The following is a 20,467-nucleotide window of genomic DNA, read 5'->3' on the forward strand; positions in this document are numbered from 1 at the left end:
CGTGCGAATGGCAACCGGGCGGGAGCCTTTTTCATGTTGCGTTGCAACATATCGCTTGCGAATTTTGTGCGATGCACATATATGGAAGTCACGCACCAGCGGAGCCGGACGATGGGCCCGTGTAGCGCCACTTACTTGGGGGTTTGTGATGACCAACGCATTTGAAGATTTGCAGAAAATGAGCACGCTCGGCATGGATAAAGCGATGCAGAGCTTCGGTTTGGTGTCGAAGCGGATGCAGGCCATTGCCGCGGAGACGGCGGACTATTCCAAGAAGTCGTTCGAGGATACGGCGGCTCACGTGGAAAGCCTGATGGGCGTCAATTCGCTCGACAAAGCGATCGAAGCCCAGACGCAATATGCCCGGTCGAGCTACGAGGGTGCTGTTGCTCAGGCGACCCGCATCGGCGAGCTCTACGTTGACCTCGCCCGCGACATGATCAAGCCGTTCGAGGACTTCGCCGCAAAGCGCGCCTGAACGAGGCTCCAGACTTTCCAGTCTCTCAAAGCCCGGCCTTGGTCGGGCTTTTTTGTTGCTCGGTTTGTGCCGGGGCATGTCGCCTGTGACATGTCCCACGCGACCGGGCGTTTTTTATTTCCTGCATCTCCACCCCTACCCACCGCCCCATTACGGCTCTAACATTCTAGCCGTGCCTACCTAAATAAGGCTGGCAGGAGGGTATGATCAGGGGAGACCGAGGCGTTTCATGGCCAAAGACGACCGCGACGATTCCGGCAACAAAAATGGCACCGGGACGGTTGTCGTCACGAAGACGAAGCCGAAAACCCAGCGTCCGAACCTCTATCGCGTCCTTCTCCTGAACGACGATTACACGCCGATGGAGTTCGTCGTGCACGTCTTGATGCGTTTCTTCCAGAAGAACCAGGAAGCAGCGACGCAGATCATGCTTCACGTGCACAACAACGGCGTCGGCGAGTGCGGCGTGTTCACTTACGAGGTGGCAGAGACAAAAGTGACTCAGGTGATGGACTTTGCACGCCAGCACCAGCATCCTCTGCAATGCGTAATGGAAAAGAAGTAGCGAACGGAGTCGATCGGAAGGGCTATAACGTGCCATCATTTTCCCGCTCACTGGAGCTGGCGCTGCACAGAGCGCTCGCTTCCGCAAACGAACGTAGTCAGGAATACGCAACGCTTGAGCATCTGCTCTTGGCGCTCGTCGATGACAAAGACGCCGCCGCCGTCATGCGCGCTTGCGGTGTCGATCTGGACCGGTTGAAAGCTGATCTGACGGAATACGTCGATACAGAGCTTGCCAACCTCGTGAGCCAGACGGAGGACGATTCAAAGCCGACAGCCGGCTTCCAACGCGTCATCCAGCGTGCCGTCATCCACGTTCAATCCTCCGGCCGTGAAGAAGTGACGGGAGCCAATGTGCTCGTTGCGATCTTCGCGGAGCGTGAGAGCCATGCGGCCTATTTCCTGCAAGAGCAGGATATGACGCGCTACGACGCGGTGAATTATATCTCGCACGGCATTGCGAAACGTCCCGGCCTTTCGGAGCCGCGGCCGTCGAAGGGCGCTCCGGAGACCCCGGGAAAGGCCGCGCCGGACGAGGAAGGCGAGGCTTCCGCCGGCAATGCGCTCGACGCCTGGTGCGTCAACCTCAACGAAAAAGCGATCCGCGGGAAAATCGACCCCCTGATCGGCCGCGAAGGCGAGGTGCGGCGTACCATCCAGGTCCTTTGCCGTCGCTCGAAGAACAACCCGCTCTATGTCGGCGATCCCGGCGTCGGCAAGACGGCCATAGCCGAGGGGCTGGCCAAGCGCATCGTGGAAGGCAATGTGCCGGACGTTCTCAAGGACGCCACGATCTTTGCGCTCGACATGGGCGCTCTCCTTGCTGGCACGCGGTATCGCGGCGACTTCGAGGAGCGTCTGAAGCAGGTCATCAAGGAGATCGAGGCGTTTCCGGGCGCGGTGATGTTCATCGACGAGATCCACACTGTGATCGGTGCGGGTGCCACGTCGGGCGGCGCGATGGATGCGTCGAACCTCTTGAAGCCGGCTCTGGCTTCCGGTTCGATCCGCTGCATCGGCTCCACCACCTACAAGGAATATCGCCAGTTCTTCGAGAAGGACCGGGCGCTTGTCCGGCGCTTCCAGAAGATCGACGTGAACGAGCCTTCGATCCCAGACACCGTCGACATCCTCAAAGGCCTGAAGCCTTATTTCGAGGAGCATCACGAGGTTCGCTACACCAACGATGCCATCCGCACGGCGGTGGAGCTCTCGGCCCGCTATATCAACGACCGCAAGCTCCCTGACAAAGCGATCGATGTCATCGACGAGAGCGGTGCCTCGCAGAAGCTGATGCCGGAGAGCCGGCGCAAGAAGCTGATTGGCGTGAAGGAGATCGAATCCACGATCGCGACCATGGCGCGGATTCCGCCGAAGTCGGTCTCGAAGGACGATGCGGAGGTGCTCCAGCATCTGGAGACCAACCTGAAGCGCGTCGTGTTCGGGCAGGAGCAGGCGATCGAAGCGCTTTCCTCGGCGATCAAGCTCGCACGTGCGGGCCTGCGCGAACCGGAGAAGCCGATCGGCAACTACCTCTTCTCCGGCCCGACCGGCGTCGGCAAGACGGAAGTGGCGCGTCAGCTCGCGGATCTGCTCGGTGTGCATCTCCTGCGTTTCGACATGTCGGAATATATGGAACGGCACACCGTCTCGCGTCTGATTGGTGCGCCTCCAGGCTATGTCGGCTTCGATCAGGGCGGTATCCTGACGGATGGCATCGACCAGCACCCGCATTGCGTGCTCCTGCTCGACGAGATCGAGAAGGCGCACCCGGATATCTTCAATATCCTTCTGCAGGTGATGGATCACGGCAAGCTGACCGATCACAACGGCAAACAGGTCGACTTCCGCAACGTCATCCTCATCATGACGACCAATGCGGGAGCCGCCGATCTCGCCAAGCCGGCGATCGGCTTTGCATCGAGCAAGCGCACCGGCGACGACGAGGAGGCGATCAACCGCCTGTTCACGCCGGAATTCCGCAACCGTCTCGACGCGACGATCGCGTTCGGCTCGCTGCCCCCGGCGGTGGTCAACATGATCGTGCAGAAGTTTATTCTGCAGCTTGAGGCACAGCTTGCCGATCGCGGCGTCACCTTCGAGCTCGACGAGGCGGCCACGACCTGGCTTGCCGAGAACGGCTACGACGAACGCATGGGCGCTCGCCCGCTTGGCCGCCTCATCCAGGAGGTGATCAAAAAGCCTCTGGCCGAAGAGGTGCTGTTCGGGCGCTTGCAGAAGGGCGGCATCGTCAAGGTGACGGTTGAGGAGAAGGAAGACGGGACCTCGGGCCTGAAGCTCGAATCGATCCCGGACGAAAATGCCCGGCCGAAGCCGAAGCCCGCGTTGAAGAGCAAGAGTTCGACCAAGCGTACCAAGGCCGAAAGCAAGAAACCGCCGAAGAAGGGCGGAGGCTCGGTGCCGAGCGTGCCATTGAAAGTGGAGTAAGACCCTCAAAGAGGACGGTGGGCGGCAGGCCCATCGTCCTCTTCTCCAAAGCGGGCCGGTTCGCCTTCTGGCGCGCCGGCTTTTCCATGCAGCGCCCGGCGATGTTCCGTCTCGGGACGTTCGCGATCCTCCCGCCATCTCCCGAAGAATGCAGGAGCCAATGCGCGACGAAGATACAGGACTGCGCTGGTTCCTGCGCGGAGTGGGCGGCATCGTCTCGGTGCCAGCCTTTATTCTGATGGCGTCTTTTATCGGTTTCGGGGTCTTGTGCCGGGAATCGGGGATCACTCTCGGGCAGGCCGTCTTCATGACAGGCTTCGTCTGGGCTTTGCCGAGCCAGCTCGTGCTCGTGGGCGCCATGGCGGCTGGAACATCCGTCGTCGTTGCAGGCGTTGCCGTTGCGCTCTCTGCCATCCGCCTGATGCCGATGACGGCCGCATGGGTGCCACTTGTGCGTGGCCCGAAGACCCGCAAATGGCAGCTCGTCCTCATGTCTCACTGCGTTGCGGTGACGGCCTGGGTATGGAGCGTGATGCGCCTGCGTGATACGCCGCCGGACAAGCGTGCGGCCTATTTCGCCGGGTTTGGTGCGACCCTCATCTCCGTGAATGTCTGCATCACTGCGATCAGCTACGTGAGTGCCGCCTCTCTGCCGCCGCTGTTAGCGGCTGGCCTCTTCTTCCTCACGCCGATGTATTTTTTGACGGCTCTGACGGCCTCTGCGCGCCTTGCCGCCGAGCGTTTCGCGCTCGTCTTTGGGCTTGTGCTGGGGCCTGTCTTGCGGGCGTCAGGGATTGGCCTCGATCTCCTTTGGGCCGGAGTGATCGGCGGAACTCTCGCCTTTGCAGCCCACAAGCTTCTGCACGCCAAGCAGGCCGGCTCATGACGCAAAGCGAGTTTAGCCCGTATCTCTTCATTCTGATCGCCGGCACATGCGCGACAGATATCTGGCGCTGGCTCGGCGTCCTCGTCGGCGCGCGCCTCAAGGAAGAATCGGACCTTCTCTTATGGGTGCGGGCCGTCGCGACGGCTCTTGTCGCTGGCGTCATCGGCAATCTGATCGTTTCGCCGAGCGGGGCTCTCGCTGAAGTGCCGCTTTTGATCCGACTGGGGGCGGGCGCTTTTGGCTATGTGGCTTTCTGGTTCGGCCGGAAGAGCGTTCTTGTCGGAGTGCTCGCCGCAGAGGCGGCGCTGCTCGGCGCCGCCTGGGCTTTCAGCGCTCTGTGATCAAGCTCCACCAAGGGCGGCTTTGATCTTCATCGCCTGCTCCTGAAGGACGGCCTGATCGGCCATGTCGCCGCTATGCGGCTTCAACTCGACGCCCTCAAAGCGCGGCAGAACGTGGAAGTGCGTGTGGAAAATCACCTGACCGCCGGCCGGCTCGGAAAACTGGCTGATCGTCAGGCCATCCGCTTCAAAGGCTTTGACCACGGCGCGGCCGAGCCTTTGCACGGTGGCCATCAGGTTCTGCAGATCGTTCAGGTCGATATCGAGAATGTTGCGCGACGGCGCCTTCGGAATGACCAGGCAGTGACCGTCGCCACGGGGCATGATGTCCATGATGGCGAGCGTGTGGTCGTCCTCGAAGAGCTTGATCGCCGGGATCTCGCCGCGGAGGATTTTGGCGAAGACATTGTCGTTGTCGTAGGGCTGGCTCATTGCGCGCTCCTTGAATATGCCGCTGGGCTCGCCTCAGGCCTCTCCCTTTCGGAATGGCGTGTGCTCGGCGAGGATGCGATTTTCCAATTCCACGTGTCGCCGCTCGCTTGCAAGGTAATCCGCTACGGCGCGACGAAATCTCGGTTCGGCGATGAGGTGAGCCGAGTAGGTGGTGACCGGCACGTAGCCTCGGGCGAGCTTGTGGGGTCCCTGGGCCCCCGCTTCGACGCGCGTGAGCCCATGCGCGAGGGCATAGTCGATCGCCTGATAATAGCAGAGCTCGAAGTGCAGGCAGGGATGCTCTTCGATGCAGCCCCAATAGCGTCCGTAAAGCGTATCGCTGCCGATGAAGTTGAGCGCGCCCGCGACGTAGCGACCGGCGCGTCTGGCGAGGATCAAGACGATCTGGTCGGCCATGCGTTCGCCGATCAGCGAGAAGAACCTGCGATTGAGATAAGGGCGGCCCCATTTTCGGGCGCCGGTGTCCATATAAAACTCGAAGAAGGCATCCCAATGCGCCTCGGTGAGGTCGGCGCCTGAAACCCATTCCACCTCCACGCCGTCTTCGAGGGCGTCGCGGCGTTCCTTCCGGATGCCCTTGCGCTTGCGCGAGGAGAGGTCGCCCAGAAAATCGTCGAACGTCTCATAGCCGTTGTTCGTCCAGTGAAACTGCTGGTCCGTACGGACGAGGAAGCCGACATCTTCCAGTTCTGACGCCTCCGCCTCCGGCAGAAAGGTGACATGGGCCGAGGAGGCATCGTGTAGCCGGGTGACTTCGGCAATGCCGGCCGCAAGAATTTGACGCCGCGCCTCGGCTTCGGGGCCTGGCGCCACGAGAAGACGGCGGCCGGTGACAGGGGTGAAGGGGACGGAGATCTGGATCTTGGGATAGTAGCGGCCGCCCGCGCGCTCGAACGCATCGGCCCAGCCGTAGTCGAAGACGTATTCGCCCTGCGAGTGGCTTTTCAGATAGCACGGGACGACGCCCCAGACCTCGCTGCTCTCACCGCCTGCAATGAGGTGACGAGGCGCCCATCCGGTGCGGGCCGTGGCGCAGCCAGCCCGCTCCAGTGCCTCCAGAAAGTCCCAGGACAGGAACGGGTTCACGTCGGTGCCAGGTGGATTGGCGCAGCGATCCCACGCCAGGCGGTCGATCTCGCGCAAGCCGGAGATCACACGCAGATTGATGGAAGAGGAGCCGTTCTCCATGCGGGCAATGGTAATGCGAAAGAAGGCTGCCGCAATGCCGGGGAGGCAAGAATCGCAAGAAGCGTGTCAGGCCAGAAAACCCTCGAACGTGATCTGATCGCTCCACCTCTCGGCTGTCTCCCGCTGCCTCCGGTTGCGCACGGTCCAGCAGATGAGCGGGTTGTCGGGTGCCGCCTCTCGGAAAAGCGGTGCGAAATGATGAAGGTCGGCGACCCGGCACGAGGCGAAATCGAGACCCAGTCGCTGGATCGCCGCGATATGGCAATGGCAGGCTGTGACGTTGCCTTCGAGGGTCAGCCCGAGCGGACGGGTGCGCGTCACCCGCTGCATATCGTGGAGCAAAAAAGGATCGAACGACATGATGGCAAGCGGCCCGTCGTAATCGGCGATGGCTTTTCCGATCACTTCCGCAAATCCTGCGTCCCGCGAGGGGATGCTCTTCAGCTCGAGGACGATGGGCACGCGGCCCCCGACGAGCGAGAAGAGGTCGGACAGCCTCGGGATGGTCTCTTTGGTGCCTGAAAGCCGAAGGGGCACCAGATCCTCCGCCTTCCGGTCGCGAAACGCGCCTTCGGCTCCCGTCATGCGCGCCAGCTCGTCGTCATGAAAAACCATTGCAACGCCGTCGGCAGAGGGATGCGCATCACATTCGATTCCGTAGCCGTGCTCGATCGCGGCCTCGAAAGCCGCGAGCGAGTTCTCAGGCCGGCCCTTCGAGACGTCGTGCAGTCCGCGATGGGCGAGGGGAAGCGATGCGATGAACGAGAGGGAGCCGAAACGCGACATAGCTTTAGCCGATCGCCACGATGGCTTCGATCTCGACCGCTGCGTCGAGGGGCAGCGCGGGTACGCCGACCGCCGAACGGGAATGCATCCCGCGTTCACCGAGCACCTCGGCGAGGAGATCGGAGGCGCCGTTGATCACGAGATGCTGCTCGGCGAACGAGGGATCGCTCGCCACAAATCCAGTGATCTTCACAAGAGCCCCGAGCCTGTCCCAATCGCCATCAAGGGCGGCGTTGATCTGTGCCATAATATTGATGGCGCAGAGACGGGCTGCCTTTTGGCCATCGGCCACGGCGAGCGCGCCGCCAAGCTTGCCTGTCACGGCGAGCTGGCCCGCCTCAATCGGCAGCTGGCCGGAAATGAACAGGAGGTCGCCATGGCGGCTATAACTCTTGTAATTGGCCGCTGGTGCCGCTGCCTTCGGCAGTGTGATACCCAGGGATGCCAGCTTGTCCGTGACGCTCATGTCATATCTCCCGCGCATTGCGCGCTGCAGTCTATTCGGTTGATTTTCTGCCAGTCGCGTTCATTCTGACGGCTGAAGCGAAAGCCGTCTCGCTTTCGCCGCACTCCTGGTCTTGAAGCCGCCCATGCAGACGATCCGTCCTGTTCATCTTGCCGTCTCGATGCTCGCCGTGGGTTTTCTGACCGCGGCGACGCCTCTGCCAGCCCCTCAGCCGGTGACTGCTCCGGTGCCGCATCGCGCCGTCTACGCCATCACGCTGGCGAAGTCGACGGATGCGTCAGGCATCACCGATGCTCGCGGGCGCATGGTTTTCGAGGTCTCCGGCAACGCCTGCGAAGGCTATACGATGACGCAGCGCCTCGTCGTCAATCTGGTCGGCGGAGAGGGGGGAGATCGCCTCCTCGATTTCCGCGTGTCGACGTTCGAAGACGGGCAGGGTGGCCTCTACCGCTTTTCCTCGGACACCTATCTCAATGATCAGGTGGTTGAGCAGATCGAGGGCGTGGCGCACCGACAGAACGGCAAAGTGGTCGTCGACCTGACGACGCCAAAGGACAAGACGGTCGAGCTCGGCGCAGCCCCGCTTTTTCCGGGCCAGCATCTCAACGCGCTGCTTGCTGCTGCCCGTACCGATCAACGTTTTTTATCGAGCGTGATCTATGAAGGCTCGGGCTCAGGTGAGACAGCGGACACGGCGACTGCAGTCATCGGCCTGCCGGACAAACTGACGGCCGATGGCACTCCTTCTGGTCTGCCGGACAGTCCGCTCGTTAAGTGCCGGCACTGGCCGGTATCGGTCGCCTACTTCAAGGATGGCGAGGAAGCGAAGCCGGAAAGCGGTGAAGAAATGCCGGCTTATCAGATGAGCTTCACGCTCTACGAGAACGGTGTCACGCGCAATCTGGTGATGGATTATGGCGACTATGTTCTCAACGGGGAGCTCCAGCGGATTGAGCCACTCGCCAGCAAGCCCTGCAAGAGCCAGTAGCGCAGCTCACAAAAAGCACAGGATCAGATGCGCGTGTCGCCTTCTGGCTTCTTGGGCTTTCCCGCCTCGAAGGTGAGTCCGAAATCGACACCGTGTGCGCCGAATTTTGCGCGAATCCGGTCGATCGCTTCTTCCACCTGAGCGCGGCGGCCGGCTTCCGGATCGAGAAGATCGAGCGGGTCGGCCCGCGCGGCATCCTGGAGCTCGCTGACGCCGATGCCAAGAAGCCGGTAGGACGAGCCGTCGAGCTCTTTGAGAAGAAGCTCGCGCCCGTTGCGAAAGATCTTGTCGGCGAGCGACGTCGGATCGCTCAGGGCGCGACTGCGTGTCAGCGTGCGGAAATCTGACGTCTTGAGCTTGAGCACGACGGTCTGGCCGGCAAGCGTCTTTTCCTTGAGGCGGGCCGAAACCTTTTCGGAGAGTCGCCGCAGGACGGGCATCAATTCGCTCTCGAGAGCGAGGTCTGTTTCGAATGTGGTTTCGGCCGAAATGCTTTTCGCCTCCCGCTCGGACTTGACGGGCCGTGCGTCGTGACCCTGCGAAAGCTGGGCGAGCCGCAATCCCATGGCGCCATAGCGGCGCGCCAGAACGCTTTCCTCCATGCCTTGAATCTGGCCGATCGTGGCGATGCCGTCTTTCTCCAGCCGGCGCTGCATGGCGGCCCCGACGCCCCAGATGACCGTCACTTTTTGGCGGGCGAGGAAGTCCATCGTCTCGTTTCGGCCGAGAACGGAAAAGCCGCGTGGCTTGTCGCGATCGGACGCGATCTTGGCGAGGAACTTGTTGTGGCTGAGGCCGACGGAGACGCTGATGCCGATCTCTCTCTCCACCCGCTGCGCAAAGGCGGCGAGAACCGCCGCCGGCGGGGCATGATGCAGCCTTTCCGTCCCGGAGAGGTCGAGGAAGGCTTCGTCGATCGAGAGGGGTTCGACGGCCGGCGTCAATTCCAGCATCATCGCTCGAACGTCGCGGCCAACGGCGGCGTACTTTGCCATGTCGGGGTGGATGACGACGGCTTCGGGGCAGAGCTGGCGCGCCTTGAACATCGGCATCGCCGAGCGCACGCCTTTGATTCGGGCGATATAGCAGCAGGTTGCGACGACGCCCCGTTTGCCCCCGCCGATGATGACAGCATGATCGGCGAGGCTGGGATCATCGCGCTTCTCGATCGCCGCATAGAAAGCGTCGCAATCGATATGCGCGATCGCGAGGTCAAAGAGTTCGCCATGCTGGACGACCCGTGGGCTTCCACAAGCTCGGCAGCGCGACAAGGGCACGTCGTAGCGGGCGAGGCAGTCGCGGCACAGCGTCTTTGAGGAAGCCTCTGGCACAGTCCCGCTCATCCCACCTGTGGCAGCTCTTTAACCCCCAATTGGCGCGCTGCTTCGACGACTTCCTCCGGGTGCAGCTCTGCGGCTTCGGCGAAATCGAAGAGGTCCGGCTCATGTGCCAACAGAAAGGTCAAAGTGCCGGCGAGAAAACCTGGCTCGCTCGCGGCTTGTCGAAGGCCGTCGGGCCGCAGACCCGTCAGGTCGAGATAACGTCCAAGCAGGTCTGGCCTGGAGGCGATATGGCCGAGGGCCATGACCGCGATTTCCTCGGCGCGGTCTCTGGATATTCGGCGGGCTCTGATCATGTTGTGTTTGCCTTTCCTTAAAAGGCTTATGTCAAATTATGCGCGGTTTCGGCGGATCCTCAACCGCTTCGACCCATCGTCCAAAGAGGCGTATTCATGCCGAAGACAGTCATGATCGTTGAAGACAATGAGCTCAATATGAAGCTCTTCAACGATCTTTTGAGGGCCAAGGGCTACGGGACTCTCCCCATGCGCAACGGGTACGAAGCGCTGGAGACACTGAAGACCGAACGGCCCGATCTCATCATCATGGACATCCAGCTTCCGGAGATTTCCGGGCTGGAGGTCACGCGCCTCATCAAACAAGACGATGAGCTGAAGCACATTCCCGTTATCGCTGTAACAGCTTTCGCCATGAAGGGCGACGAGGAGCGCATACGGCAGGGGGGATGCGAAGGCTATTTGTCGAAGCCGATCTCTGTCGCCTCCTTCATCGAGAATGTTCGCAATTACATCGGCGACGCATGAGGGCTGAAACGTGACAGCGCGTATCCTGGTCGTCGATGATGTTGCCGCGAATGTGAGGTTGCTCGAAGCGCGGCTTCAGTTGGACTATTTCGACGTCCGGACCGCTCTTTCCGGCGAGGAGGCTCTCGAGATCGCCTCGCGCGAGCGTCTCGATCTCATTCTCCTCGATGTGATGATGCCGGGGCTGACCGGTTTCGATGTCTGCAAAGCGCTTAAGAACCAGGCGGAAACGGCTGATATCCCGGTCATCATGGTGACCGCCCTCGATTCTGCGGAAGACAAGGTCAAAGGGCTCCGCTGTGGGGCCGATGATTTCCTGACGAAACCGGTGAGCGAGATCGAACTCCTTACGCGCGTGCGCAGTCTCGTGCGGCTGAAGAGCGTGACCGACGAGCTCAATCTGCGCGCCGCTGCCATGCAGTCTGTCGGGGTCGATTCGCGAGCCATCTTCACGAGCCCGCAGCTTAAAGGGTCGCGGATTCTGGTTGTCGATGACCGCGAAAGTTCCACCCGCCATCTGCGCAAGGCGCTTGGTCGCGACGTCGACGCCGATTTCGTCACCACGGCTCCGGAGGCTCTCGCGGCCGTCGAGACATCGGTCTACGACCTTCTCATCGTGAGTCTCTCGTTGTCGGGTCAGGACGGTCTGCGTTTATGCTCGCAGATCAAATCGATCGATCATCTGCGTTACGTTCCGATCCTCATCGTGACCGATCCCGACGAAAGCGCGAAGCTGCGTCGCGCACTCGATTTCGGAATAAACGATTATATCGTCCGTCCGCTCGACGAAGCAGAACTCCGCGCGCGCGTGACGACCCAGTTGCGGCGCAAACGTTATTCGGATCGGCTGCGCTCGATGGTCACCAACGCCGTCGAGCTGGCCATCACCGATCCCCTGACCGGATTGCACAACCGCCGTTATCTCGACAGCCATCTCGTGTCGCTGCTCAGCCGTTCGGTCGAGCACGGCAAGCCGGTCTCCATCCTTCTTTTCGATATCGACTTCTTCAAAAGCATCAACGACCGTTACGGCCATGATGCCGGCGATGACGTGTTGCGGGAGTTTTCCACGCGCCTGCGGAAAGGCGTGCGGGGCATCGATCTCATCGTCCGATTCGGCGGAGAAGAGTTTCTCGTCGTCATGCCGGAGACGGCCATCGAGCAGGCCGTGCTGATTGCCGAGCGTTTGCGCGGTGATGTCGAAGCGGAGCCTTTCACCACCCGGGAAGGGCAAAAGCTCCCCGTGACGGTGAGCATCGGTTTGTCTCGCTTGGAAGGGCCCGAGGACACCCCGGGCAAACTCATCAAACGCGCCGACAAGGCGCTCTACGAGGCGAAAGCTGCCGGCCGTAATCGCGTGGCCCAGGCCGCCTGAGCGAGGCGCCGCGAGACCCGAGCTTATCAGCTGGCGACCTGTCCTGTCCGACCATTTCGCCTGTTGAAGGCTCGCGCGCAGTTGTCCCCAACTTTTGGGGGAATCTTAAGCTGCTATAAAACAACCGCTTTTCGGGAAGCGGAGCGGGTCTGTTCCATTTTGGTACAATTGTGCACGTTAGAATTTACCAATTGTTTACCGCAGGCTGGATTCGCGTCGTCCCTTGCGCTCAATTGCACATTGAGCCCACCGATCGGGTTTAGGGTTTTGCGAGATACCCCATGGACTTGCTCAGGTCCGCCGCATCTCCTGGGCGCCGTGGGGTCGGCCGGTCCGGCCGCGACACGTGGCCTCCTCGATTGTCGCGACCGGCCGGCCACTTTTTCCCAGTCAGAGCAATCCGAACGCACAAAAAGAAAGGCGCCCCGCAGGGCGCCTTTCTTGAATCCGCTGATGCAGCGAAGCTACTTGATCTTCGCTTCCTTGAAGAGGACGTGCTTCTTGAGCTTCGGATCATATTTCCGCTTCGTCATCTTCTCGGTCATCGTGCGCGCATTCTTCTTGGTGACGTAGAAGGTGCCTGTACCTTCCTCGCTCACCAGACGAATCTTAATGGTCGCGGCCTTGGCCATCGCTTCAGTCCTTGCTCAATGGCGGGAATTTGAGGGTGACATGACCCCTCTGGCTTCGGAAGTCAAGGCGTCTCGGCGCGCGAACGTACCAGGCGTGCTGCGGCGATGATGCAATAGGCGCCGAAGGCGGCCCCGATCGCGATCGGGAAGCCGGTCGTGGGCATGCGATTCATCGCGTCGCCCACCATGACCGGGCCGATCAGCATCCCGAGAGCATAGCAAAAGACGAACGCGGAATTGGCAGAGGCGAGATCACCGCCTGAGAATCGCGCTGCAAGATGCGCCAGCCCGACCGTGTAGAGACCCGCCGATGCGCCGCCCCAAAGAAACAGGACGGCGGCAAGCACAAGCCAGTTCGCTGTCGCCGCACTCGCGATCACCATGCCGAGGCAGCCGACCAGTCCGCAGACGAGCAGGATCAGGCGCTTGTCGATCTTGTCGGCGACGAGGCCGAGTGGGATCTGGAAGACGACATTGCCGAGCGTCATCGCCGAGGCGAGCAGCGGAAAAATAGCTGGCGCATATCCGAGATGCTGACCCCAGAGTGGGAGGAAGGCGAAGCCGGACGATTCGGCCATGGCGAAGACCAGCACGCCGAACGTTGCGATCGGCACCGCGAAGATAAAGGAGAAGAAAGAACCTGAGGGTTTCTCGGAGAAATCGGGAGAAACGTCGCGCGCCATCCATGTCGGTATGACGGCAATCAAGAATAGGGCCGAGCCCAGGAAGAAGGGAAGGGGGCTGGAGAGCCCCGTGATCGAGATCAGGACCGGCCCGAAGGCGAATCCAATCGACAGGCAAGTGGCGTAGATGCCCATGACGATGCCGCGTCGATGATGCGGTGTCACGGCGTTGATCCAGAATTCCGACAGCGCAAAGCAGATCGACACGCACATGCCGTAGACGAACAAGAGCACGAACAGGACGGGCAAAGCCGTCACGTACCATGCGAAGGGAATGAGGCACGCCGCTGCCGGGAGAAGATACGAGATGGTTCTCGCGGTTCCGAAGCGATGCGCAATCCCTGGGGCATATGGCGTCGAAAACAGAGCCGAAAGCGCAAGGGTCGCCACAAGAAAGCCGATCGTGCGCTCCGACACGCCGCGGCCGGACAAGGTCAAGGCAACGAGAGGAGACAACAGGCTGATTGCCGTGCCGACGGCGATCATGGTGGAAATTGCCGCGATCGCGCCCCTGGTCAGCCCCAGTGCAGCGAGGCGTCCACCGAGCGCGGTGCTCAAGCTCACCTCAAACTCCTAGAGAATCTCGCTCTGTCTGCGACCGTAATGCATAAAATGGAAGGGAACGCCAGCTCCCGGCTGCAGGTCGGGATCCTCGTCCAGACGCGCTGCAAGATCGGTCAGGACGCGCCGGGTGATATTTGCCAGTCCGGTTTCGTAGGCCTCTTCGAATGTCAGCCAGCGCGGTTCCAACAGCTCTTTGTCGAGGCTCTCCTGACGGCCGACGATCGAATCTTCGAACACCGCAAAAAACCGTGCGTCGAAGCGCCGTGTCCGACCCGGCGGCGTGATGGCCCGGGCGATAAGACGCATTGGAGAAAGTGAGGGAAGGGCACCGGCATTCGTAAAGGCCCGCCAAGCCGGATTGGATGGCCTCGCCGCATCGGCTGCGGGCTCGGCTTTCTCGCCCACCAGATATCCGGTTTCTTCGAAGGTCTCCCGGATCGCAGCAAGCGCGAGTGCGCGCGCCTGGCGGTGTGTCGCGCATCCGGCTCGCCCCGCTTTCAGTTTGGCCGCCACCACCGGGTCGAGATCGCTCGCCATCGCTGCGGAATAATCGCTACGCTCGACGCGCCCTCCGGGAAAGACGTACTTGCCGGGCATGAAGGCGTGGTGCTCGGAGCGCTTGCCCATGAGGACGCGCCATTTGCCCCGCTCGCCGCTCAGAATGATCAAGGTGGCGGCGGGTTTCGGGCGCAGCCGAGGCAGTTTTTCCGAGGCCGACGCCTGTTGCGGCTCCTTCAGCTCTTGCGGCGCGCTCATTGCCAGGCCGTATCGACGTTCTTGTCGGCGGCATCGGCGTTCTCCGGGTCGAAGCCGTGCATCCGTAGCGCCCATTGCAGGCCGATCACGCCGCCTTTGACCGGACGCAGAAGGGCAAGCGAGAGAAGCGTGGCGAGCGGCACCCACAGCGCCATGTGCACCCAGATCGGAGGTTGAAACATCAGCTCCACGGCAAGCGCCATCGCCACGATCACATGCCCCACGATGAGAATGATGAAATAGGGCGGGGCGTCGTCGGCGCGATGGTGATACAGCTCTTCGCCGCAGACCGAGCAGGCGTCGGGCACCGTCAGGAAGCCACGGAAGAGGGAACCTTTTCCACATTGCGGACACCGGCCGGCGAGCCCCCGGAGAATGGAGCCGATCACTGGGCGTGGTCGCTTCATAGGTGTCCTTTCCGCTATTTGCGCTTTCGAGACGGGGCTCCCCTTTTGGGACTTCGTGGTCCCCGTGGTCTCGTGGTGCCCGGGCGTTTGCGTCCGGCATTGTTATGCCCCGAGGGCCTTCCGCCGGGCTTGCCGCGTGCGCCCTCGCTCAACATCTCGAGCCTCAGATCCCCGGCATAGGGGGTCGCTTCGGCAAGGCGCACTTCCACACGATCGCCGAGCTGGTACGTGGCGCCGCTATCGGCGCCGTAGAGCCGGTGGAGCGTCTCGTCATAGATGAAGAACTCACTGCCGAGCGTGGAGATCGGCACGAATCCGTCCGCACCGCTTTCTTCCAGTTCGACGAAAAGACCGGCTCGGGTCACGCCGCGGATTCGGCCGAAGAAGCGCGCACCCACGCGTTCTGAAAGCCAGGAGGCCACGAGACGATCGAGCGTGTCTCGCTCGGCCGTCATCGCGCGGCGCTCGGCGAGCGAAATCTCGGCCGCGACCTTCTCCATCGCCGCTTCATCCATATTGCCGAGGCCGCCTTCGCCGGCGCCGAGAGCAGAAATCAGCGCGCGATGCACCAGCAGGTCGGCATAACGTCGGATCGGAGAGGTGAAATGTGCGTAGCGGCGCAGGTTGAGACCGAAATGGCCGATGTTCTGGGTCGAGTACTGCGCCTGGCTCTGCGAGCGCAACACCACTTCGTTGACCAGAATCGAATGCGCGGTGTCGGCGACGCTCTTCAGAATGGTGTTGAATTCGGACGGGCGCAGATTGCCCTTTTTCGGAAGGCTCATATCGAGCGACCCGAGGAAATCGCGCAGCCCTTCGAGCTTATCGAAGGATGGCTCGTCGTGGATCCGGTAGACGAGCGGAGAATTGCGGCCTTCCAGCTCCTCGGCCGCTGCCACATTCGCCTGGATCATGAATTCTTCGATGAGCTTGTGTGCGTCCAGGCGCGGCGGCACATAGACCCGCTGAATGGCGCCGCTCTCGTCGAGCTGGACCTTGCGTTCCGGCACGTCGAGTTCGAGCGGTTCGCGCGAATCCCGCCCTGCCTTCAACACCTCGTAGGCATCCCACAACGGCTTCAGGACGGTGTCCAAAAGCGGCTGAGTCCGCTCGTTGGGACGTCCGTCGATCGCCGCCTGGCTCTCTTCGTAGGAGAGGGCCGCGGCAGAGCGCATCATGATGCGGGTGAAGCGGTGCGAGGTCTTGCGGCCGTTCTTGTCGAAGACCATGCGCACAGCGAGCGCTGGCCGGTCTTCTCCCTCCCGCAGCGAGCACAAATCGTTGGAGATGCGCTCCGGCAGCATCGGCACGACTCGTCCCGGAAAATAGACGGAATTGCCCCGCTTCACGGCTTCCTTGTCCATGGCCGAGCCGGGGCGCACGTAATAGGCCACATCGGCGATCGCCACGGTGACGATATGGCCGCCCTCGTTGTCGGGATCGGGCTTCGCATACACCGCATCGTCGTGGTCGCGGGCATCGGCCGGATCGATGGTGATGAGAGGAAGATCGCGCCAGTCGTTCCGGTGCTCCATCCCGGCCGGCTTTGCGGCCTCCGCCTCGTCGATCACCCGCTGAGGGAAGACGTAAGGGATATTGTTTTCCTCAAGCGCGATCAGGCTGATTGCCTTCTCGGAAGAGACATCGCCGATGCGCTCCGACACCCGCGCCGACGGCAACCCGAGACGCTTTTTGGACAGCGGCTCGACGGCAACAAGCTCACCATCCACCGCGCCGGCAGCTTCGCTGGGCGGCACGATGTATTCCTTTGCGCGCCGGTTCGTGGGCACGATGCGTCCGCCGCCCTGTTCTCCGGCATCTGCTTTGAAGATGCCGACAATCCGGTCGGGCACACGCTCCAGAAGCTTCATGATTCGGCCGCGATAAGGGCCGTCATGTCCGCTTCGCTCGATGCGGGTCAGAACCCGGTCGCCGACGCCTGCCGTGGGCTTGCCGCGTCGCTTGCCGGCTGGTGGCAACGGCAATCTCACCCGCGGAGGTTTGCCTTCCGCCTCATCCCATTGCTCCGGCGTTCCGACCAGATCGCCATCGTCGTCGACGTCGATCACGCGCAACACGGTGACGGAGGGAAGGGTGCCGGAGGCCCTGATCGCCTTCCGAGGTGAGGCGATCAGACCTTCGTCCGCCATCTCCTTGAGGGTGCGCTTGAGCGCCACGCGGTCGGGGCCGGTGATCCCAAAAGCACGCGCAATCTCCCGCTTGCCGACCTTGCCCTCGGCTTCTTGGACAAAGTTCAGGATATCCTGCTCGCTTGGCAGGCGCGGACGTGTGCTTTTGGGTTTCTTCGGCAAGCTCAGCCTTCTGCCTTGGCTTTCGCCTTGGCGCTTTTGGTTTTGGATGCAGCCGGCTTCTTCGCCGTGCTTTTCTTGGCTGGCGTCTTGCGAGCGGTGGCCTTCTTCGTCTTGCCACCCTTCGCCGCCTTGGCCTCGATCAGCTCGAGCGCTTCTTCCAGCGTGATCGTTTGCGGATCCTTGTCCTTGGGCAACGTCGCGTTGATCTTGCCGTGATTGACGTAGGGGCCGTAGCGCCCCTCCATCACAGCGACAGCGCCGCCATCGGGATGTTCGCCAAGTGCCTTCAGCTCTTTCGCCCCGGAACGTCCGCGCCCTTTCTTCTCGGCGAGGAGAGAAATGGCCCGGTTTGCGCCCACAGTGAAAACGTCTTCGATGCTCTCCAGATTGGCGTATTTTCCATCATGCGAGACGAACGGGCCGTAGCGCCCGAGACCCGCCGTGATCGGCTTGCCGGTTTCCGGATGGCTGCCGATCTCGCGGGGCAGCGAGAGCAGTTGAAGGGCTTTTTCGAGCGTCATCTCGTCGGCCTGCCAGCCGCGCGGCAGGCTCGAGCGCTTCGGTTTTTCTTCGCCTTTCGCGGGATCGGGACCGAGCTGAACATAGGGGCCGAAGCGGCCGGAGCGCAAAATCACCGATTCTCCGGTCTCCGGATCCTCGCCGAGCGGCATCCCTTCCGCCGTCATCGCCTGTTGCGCGACCTCACCCTCCGCATCGGGCTCGGTGATCTGGCGCGTGTATCGGCACTCGGGGTAGTTGGAGCAGCCGATGAAGGCGCCGAAACGCCCAAGCTTCAAAGATAGCTTGCCGTCGCCGCAGCTGGGACAGCTGCGGGGGTCGCTGCCGTCTTCACGCGGCGGGAAGACGAAGTCGCCCAGCATTTCGTTGAGCGCTTCGAGAACCTCCGACACGCGGATGTCCTTGATGTCGTCCAGATTGCCCTGAAAGTCGCGCCAGAAATCGCGCAGCACCGCCTGCCAGGAGAGTTCGCCGGCGGAAACCTTGTCGAGCTTCTCTTCAAGATCGGCGGTGAAGTCGTATTCCACATAGCGCCGGAAAAAGCTCTCCAGGAAGGCCGTCACGAGCCGGCCCTTGTCCTCCGGCATGAGGCGCCGCTTGTCCATCCGCACGTAGCCGCGATCGCGCAGAACGGTCATCGTCTGCGCGTAAGTGGACGGGCGGCCGATACCGAGCTCTTCCATCTTCTTGATGAGAGAGGCTTCCGTGTAGCGGGGAGGTGGCTCGGTAAAGTGCTGGTCGGCACTGACGGATTTCGCGTCGAGACCATCGCCGGCGGTGACGGCCGGCAGACGCCCATCCTCCTCCTCGTCGGGGTCGTCGCGACCCTCCTGGTAGAGGGTCAGAAAGCCGTCGAAGCGCACCACCGAACCCGTCGCTCGAAGGCCGAGGCGATGCTCGCCGTTCTTCGCATCGACTTCGATTGTCGTGCGCTCCATCTCCGCAGAGCTCATTTGGCTGGCGACGGTGCGCTTCCAGATGAGCTCGTAGAGCCTGGCCTGATCGCGATCGAGCTGACGTTCGACATGGGCGGGCAAGCGCGCCGGATCTGTCGGCCGGATCGCTTCGTGCGCCTCCTGCGCGTTCTTTGCCTTGACGAAATAGCGCCGCGGCTGGTCGGGCAGATAGCGCTTGCCGAAATCGCCACTGATCAGATCGCGCACGGCCGCGACCGCTTCCGGTGCCATGTCGACGCCGTCGGTTCGCATATAAGTGATGAGGCCGATCGTCTCGCCGCCGATATCCACGCCCTCATAGAGGCGCTGGGCGACCTGCATCGTGCGGCTCGCATCGAAGCCGAGCTTGCGCTGTGCTTCCTGTTGCAGGGTCGAGGTGGTGAAAGGCGGCTGCGGATTGCGCGAATGCGGTTTCGATTCGACGCTCGCGACGGAAAAATCCGCCCCTTCGAGAAGGGTCTTCAGACTTTTTGCCTGCGCCTCGTCCCCAATGGAGAGCTTGGTCAGCTTCTTGCCGTCTGCAGCGACGAGACGGGCGACAAAGGTATCCTTGGCCGGTGTCGCGAGATTGGCCGCCAGCGACCAATATTCCTGCGGCCGAAACCGTTCGATTTCCGATTCGCGCTCGCAGACGAGACGCAGCGCCACCGATTGCACGCGTCCGGCGGAACGCGCGCCGGGCAGCTTGCGCCATAGGACCGGCGACAGGGAAAAGCCGACGAGATAGTCGAGTGCGCGGCGGGCGAGGTAAGCCTCCACCAGCGCATCGTCGATCATGCGCGGATGCGCCATCGCCTCTTCCACTGCGCGCTTCGTGATGGCGTTGAAGACGACGCGGGCCACGGGCTTGTCCTTCAAGCCTTTGCGGGAGCGCAGCACCTCGAGCACGTGCCAGGAAATGGCTTCGCCTTCGCGATCGGGGTCAGTGGCGAGCAGAATGCGGTCGGCAGACTTGGCCGCCTCCGCGATGTCACTCAAACGCTTCTTGGCCTTGTCGGCGACTTCCCACGACATGGCGAAGTCCTCGTCGGGCCGCACCGAGCCGTCTTTGGAAGGCAGATCTCGCACATGCCCATAGGAGGCGAGCACCCGATAATCGGGGCCGAGATACTTATTGATCGTCTTCGCCTTAGCGGGCGATTCGACAATCACGAGGTCCATACGGGTACTCCATTGGGCGGGGAAAAAGGCGGCACGCGCACGGCCTCACTTGGATTGGGAAACAGGCGCGGTCAAGGCCACGGAACGACAAGGTGGGCCGGCGGCGCACTTTCGCCCCCTGTTCTCGTAGCTTAAAATCAACTAAAGCGTGTGCATTGATTTACGAATCGCGCCGAAGATGCACCGCGCCTTGCAGACATTGAATAAACAGGAACGGCGGGATTTAGCCGAGGATATCGCTGTCGAGGCAAGCCAATGGCGCCGCCGCGCCGATGAGGCGAATCTGCCATTTCTCGCTTATCTCATCGAGATGGTCGTCCTTGAGGCCTGGCGGGAAGCCACAGAAGAAAATGTGAATGATATCAATCCTCAAAACTGAACGCAGAGGGTAGGTGGCGGC

General features: G+C 61.8%; 21 protein-coding genes. 9 read left to right on the plus strand and 12 right to left on the minus strand.

Translation table 11 applies throughout. The features are described 5' to 3' along the window. The first annotated feature begins 148 nt into the window (after window positions 1–148). From EO094_RS16540 to EO094_RS16560, 5 genes are all read left to right on the plus strand, one after another. On the plus strand, window positions 149–478 hold the full coding sequence (locus tag EO094_RS16540; protein ID WP_092812491.1) for a phasin family protein: 330 nt from the start codon (window positions 149–151) through the stop codon (window positions 476–478). A gap of 229 nt (window positions 479–707) precedes the next feature. After that, on the plus strand, window positions 708–1,043 hold the full coding sequence (gene clpS, locus EO094_RS16545; RefSeq protein ID WP_092812489.1) for an ATP-dependent Clp protease adapter ClpS: 336 nt from the start codon (window positions 708–710) through the stop codon (window positions 1,041–1,043). 29 nt (window positions 1,044–1,072) lie between these two features. Next, on the plus strand, window positions 1,073–3,490 hold the full coding sequence (gene clpA / locus EO094_RS16550; protein ID WP_128293990.1) for an ATP-dependent Clp protease ATP-binding subunit ClpA: 2,418 nt from the start codon (window positions 1,073–1,075) through the stop codon (window positions 3,488–3,490). Between the two features lie 160 nt (window positions 3,491–3,650). Beyond that, window positions 3,651–4,376: an AzlC family ABC transporter permease gene (locus tag EO094_RS16555; RefSeq protein ID WP_246008572.1), complete on the plus strand. Its 726-nt coding sequence runs from the start codon at window positions 3,651–3,653 to the stop codon at window positions 4,374–4,376. Continuing rightward, a complete protein-coding gene (locus EO094_RS16560) occupies window positions 4,373–4,717 on the plus strand; it encodes an AzlD domain-containing protein (protein WP_128293992.1) in 345 nt (114 codons plus the stop codon). The genes EO094_RS16555 and EO094_RS16560 overlap by 4 nt, the downstream gene beginning before the upstream one ends. Here EO094_RS16560 and EO094_RS16565 read toward each other — a convergent pair whose 3' ends face one another. From EO094_RS16565 to EO094_RS16580, 4 genes are all read right to left on the minus strand, one after another. Next, window positions 4,718–5,149, minus strand: a complete 432-nt coding sequence (locus EO094_RS16565) for an HIT family protein (RefSeq protein ID WP_128293993.1) — start codon at window positions 5,147–5,149, stop codon at window positions 4,718–4,720. Window positions 5,150–5,182: 33 nt separating this feature from the next. Beyond that, window positions 5,183–6,358, minus strand: a complete 1,176-nt coding sequence (locus EO094_RS16570) for a GNAT family N-acetyltransferase (protein WP_128293994.1) — start codon at window positions 6,356–6,358, stop codon at window positions 5,183–5,185. A gap of 66 nt (window positions 6,359–6,424) precedes the next feature. Next, a complete protein-coding gene (locus EO094_RS16575; RefSeq protein WP_128293995.1) occupies window positions 6,425–7,144 on the minus strand; it encodes a glycerophosphodiester phosphodiesterase family protein in 720 nt (239 codons plus the stop codon). A gap of 4 nt (window positions 7,145–7,148) precedes the next feature. Next, entirely contained in the window at window positions 7,149–7,610 is a 462-nt protein-coding gene (locus EO094_RS16580; RefSeq protein WP_128293996.1) for a RidA family protein, read from the minus strand. Between the two features lie 124 nt (window positions 7,611–7,734). Here EO094_RS16580 and EO094_RS16585 point away from each other — a divergent pair, with 124 nt between their 5' ends. Next, entirely contained in the window at window positions 7,735–8,598 is an 864-nt protein-coding gene (locus EO094_RS16585; protein WP_128293997.1) for a cell envelope integrity EipB family protein, read from the plus strand. Between the two features lie 23 nt (window positions 8,599–8,621). On the opposite strand, the gene EO094_RS16590 is transcribed toward EO094_RS16585, so the two are convergent. Together EO094_RS16590 and EO094_RS16595 are read right to left on the minus strand one after the other, a co-directional pair. Next, the gene (locus EO094_RS16590; RefSeq protein WP_128293998.1) at window positions 8,622–9,941 is read right to left on the minus strand and encodes a DNA polymerase IV; all 1,320 of its coding nucleotides are present in this window, start codon (window positions 9,939–9,941) and stop codon (window positions 8,622–8,624) included. Further along, the gene (locus EO094_RS16595) at window positions 9,938–10,234 is read right to left on the minus strand and encodes a DUF3572 domain-containing protein (protein WP_128293999.1); all 297 of its coding nucleotides are present in this window, start codon (window positions 10,232–10,234) and stop codon (window positions 9,938–9,940) included. Before EO094_RS16595 ends, EO094_RS16590 begins: the two co-directional genes overlap by 4 nt. Before the next feature lie 96 nt (window positions 10,235–10,330). Here EO094_RS16595 and EO094_RS16600 point away from each other — a divergent pair, with 96 nt between their 5' ends. Continuing rightward, window positions 10,331–10,702, plus strand: coding sequence for a response regulator (locus EO094_RS16600; protein ID WP_092812467.1), 372 nt, complete (start codon window positions 10,331–10,333; stop codon window positions 10,700–10,702). 10 nt (window positions 10,703–10,712) lie between these two features. Next, window positions 10,713–12,077 carry a PleD family two-component system response regulator gene (locus tag EO094_RS16605; RefSeq protein WP_128294000.1) on the plus strand — a complete coding sequence of 455 codons (1,365 nt, stop codon included), beginning with the start codon at window positions 10,713–10,715 and terminating at the stop codon, window positions 12,075–12,077. Between the two features lie 464 nt (window positions 12,078–12,541). Here EO094_RS16605 and rpmG read toward each other — a convergent pair whose 3' ends face one another. The 6 genes from rpmG to topA form a co-directional block, all read right to left on the minus strand. After that, entirely contained in the window at window positions 12,542–12,709 is a 168-nt protein-coding gene (gene rpmG / locus EO094_RS16610) for a 50S ribosomal protein L33 (protein ID WP_128294001.1), read from the minus strand. A 62-nt stretch (window positions 12,710–12,771) separates the two neighbouring features. Beyond that, complete coding sequence (locus EO094_RS16615) at window positions 12,772–13,956, minus strand: MFS transporter (RefSeq protein WP_128294002.1); 1,185 nt, start codon at window positions 13,954–13,956, stop codon at window positions 12,772–12,774. A gap of 9 nt (window positions 13,957–13,965) precedes the next feature. Continuing rightward, entirely contained in the window at window positions 13,966–14,712 is a 747-nt protein-coding gene (locus tag EO094_RS16620; RefSeq protein WP_164879702.1) for an NUDIX hydrolase, read from the minus strand. After that, window positions 14,709–15,119 carry a DUF983 domain-containing protein gene (locus EO094_RS16625; protein WP_128294004.1) on the minus strand — a complete coding sequence of 137 codons (411 nt, stop codon included), beginning with the start codon at window positions 15,117–15,119 and terminating at the stop codon, window positions 14,709–14,711. Before EO094_RS16625 ends, EO094_RS16620 begins: the two co-directional genes overlap by 4 nt. Before the next feature lie 14 nt (window positions 15,120–15,133). Further along, entirely contained in the window at window positions 15,134–17,431 is a 2,298-nt protein-coding gene (rnr, locus tag EO094_RS16630) for a ribonuclease R (RefSeq protein ID WP_246008574.1), read from the minus strand. 2 nt (window positions 17,432–17,433) lie between these two features. Then, the gene (topA, locus tag EO094_RS16635; RefSeq protein WP_128294006.1) at window positions 17,434–20,067 is read right to left on the minus strand and encodes a type I DNA topoisomerase; all 2,634 of its coding nucleotides are present in this window, start codon (window positions 20,065–20,067) and stop codon (window positions 17,434–17,436) included. A gap of 178 nt (window positions 20,068–20,245) precedes the next feature. Between topA and EO094_RS16640 the strand changes: the two genes are divergently transcribed. Then, window positions 20,246–20,446 carry a hypothetical protein gene (locus EO094_RS16640; protein WP_128294007.1) on the plus strand — a complete coding sequence of 67 codons (201 nt, stop codon included), beginning with the start codon at window positions 20,246–20,248 and terminating at the stop codon, window positions 20,444–20,446. Window positions 20,447–20,467 lie beyond the last annotated feature (21 nt).

It is taken from the genome of Afifella aestuarii, from assembly GCF_004023665.1.
GTDB classification, from domain to species: domain Bacteria; phylum Pseudomonadota; class Alphaproteobacteria; order Rhizobiales; family Afifellaceae; genus Afifella; species Afifella aestuarii.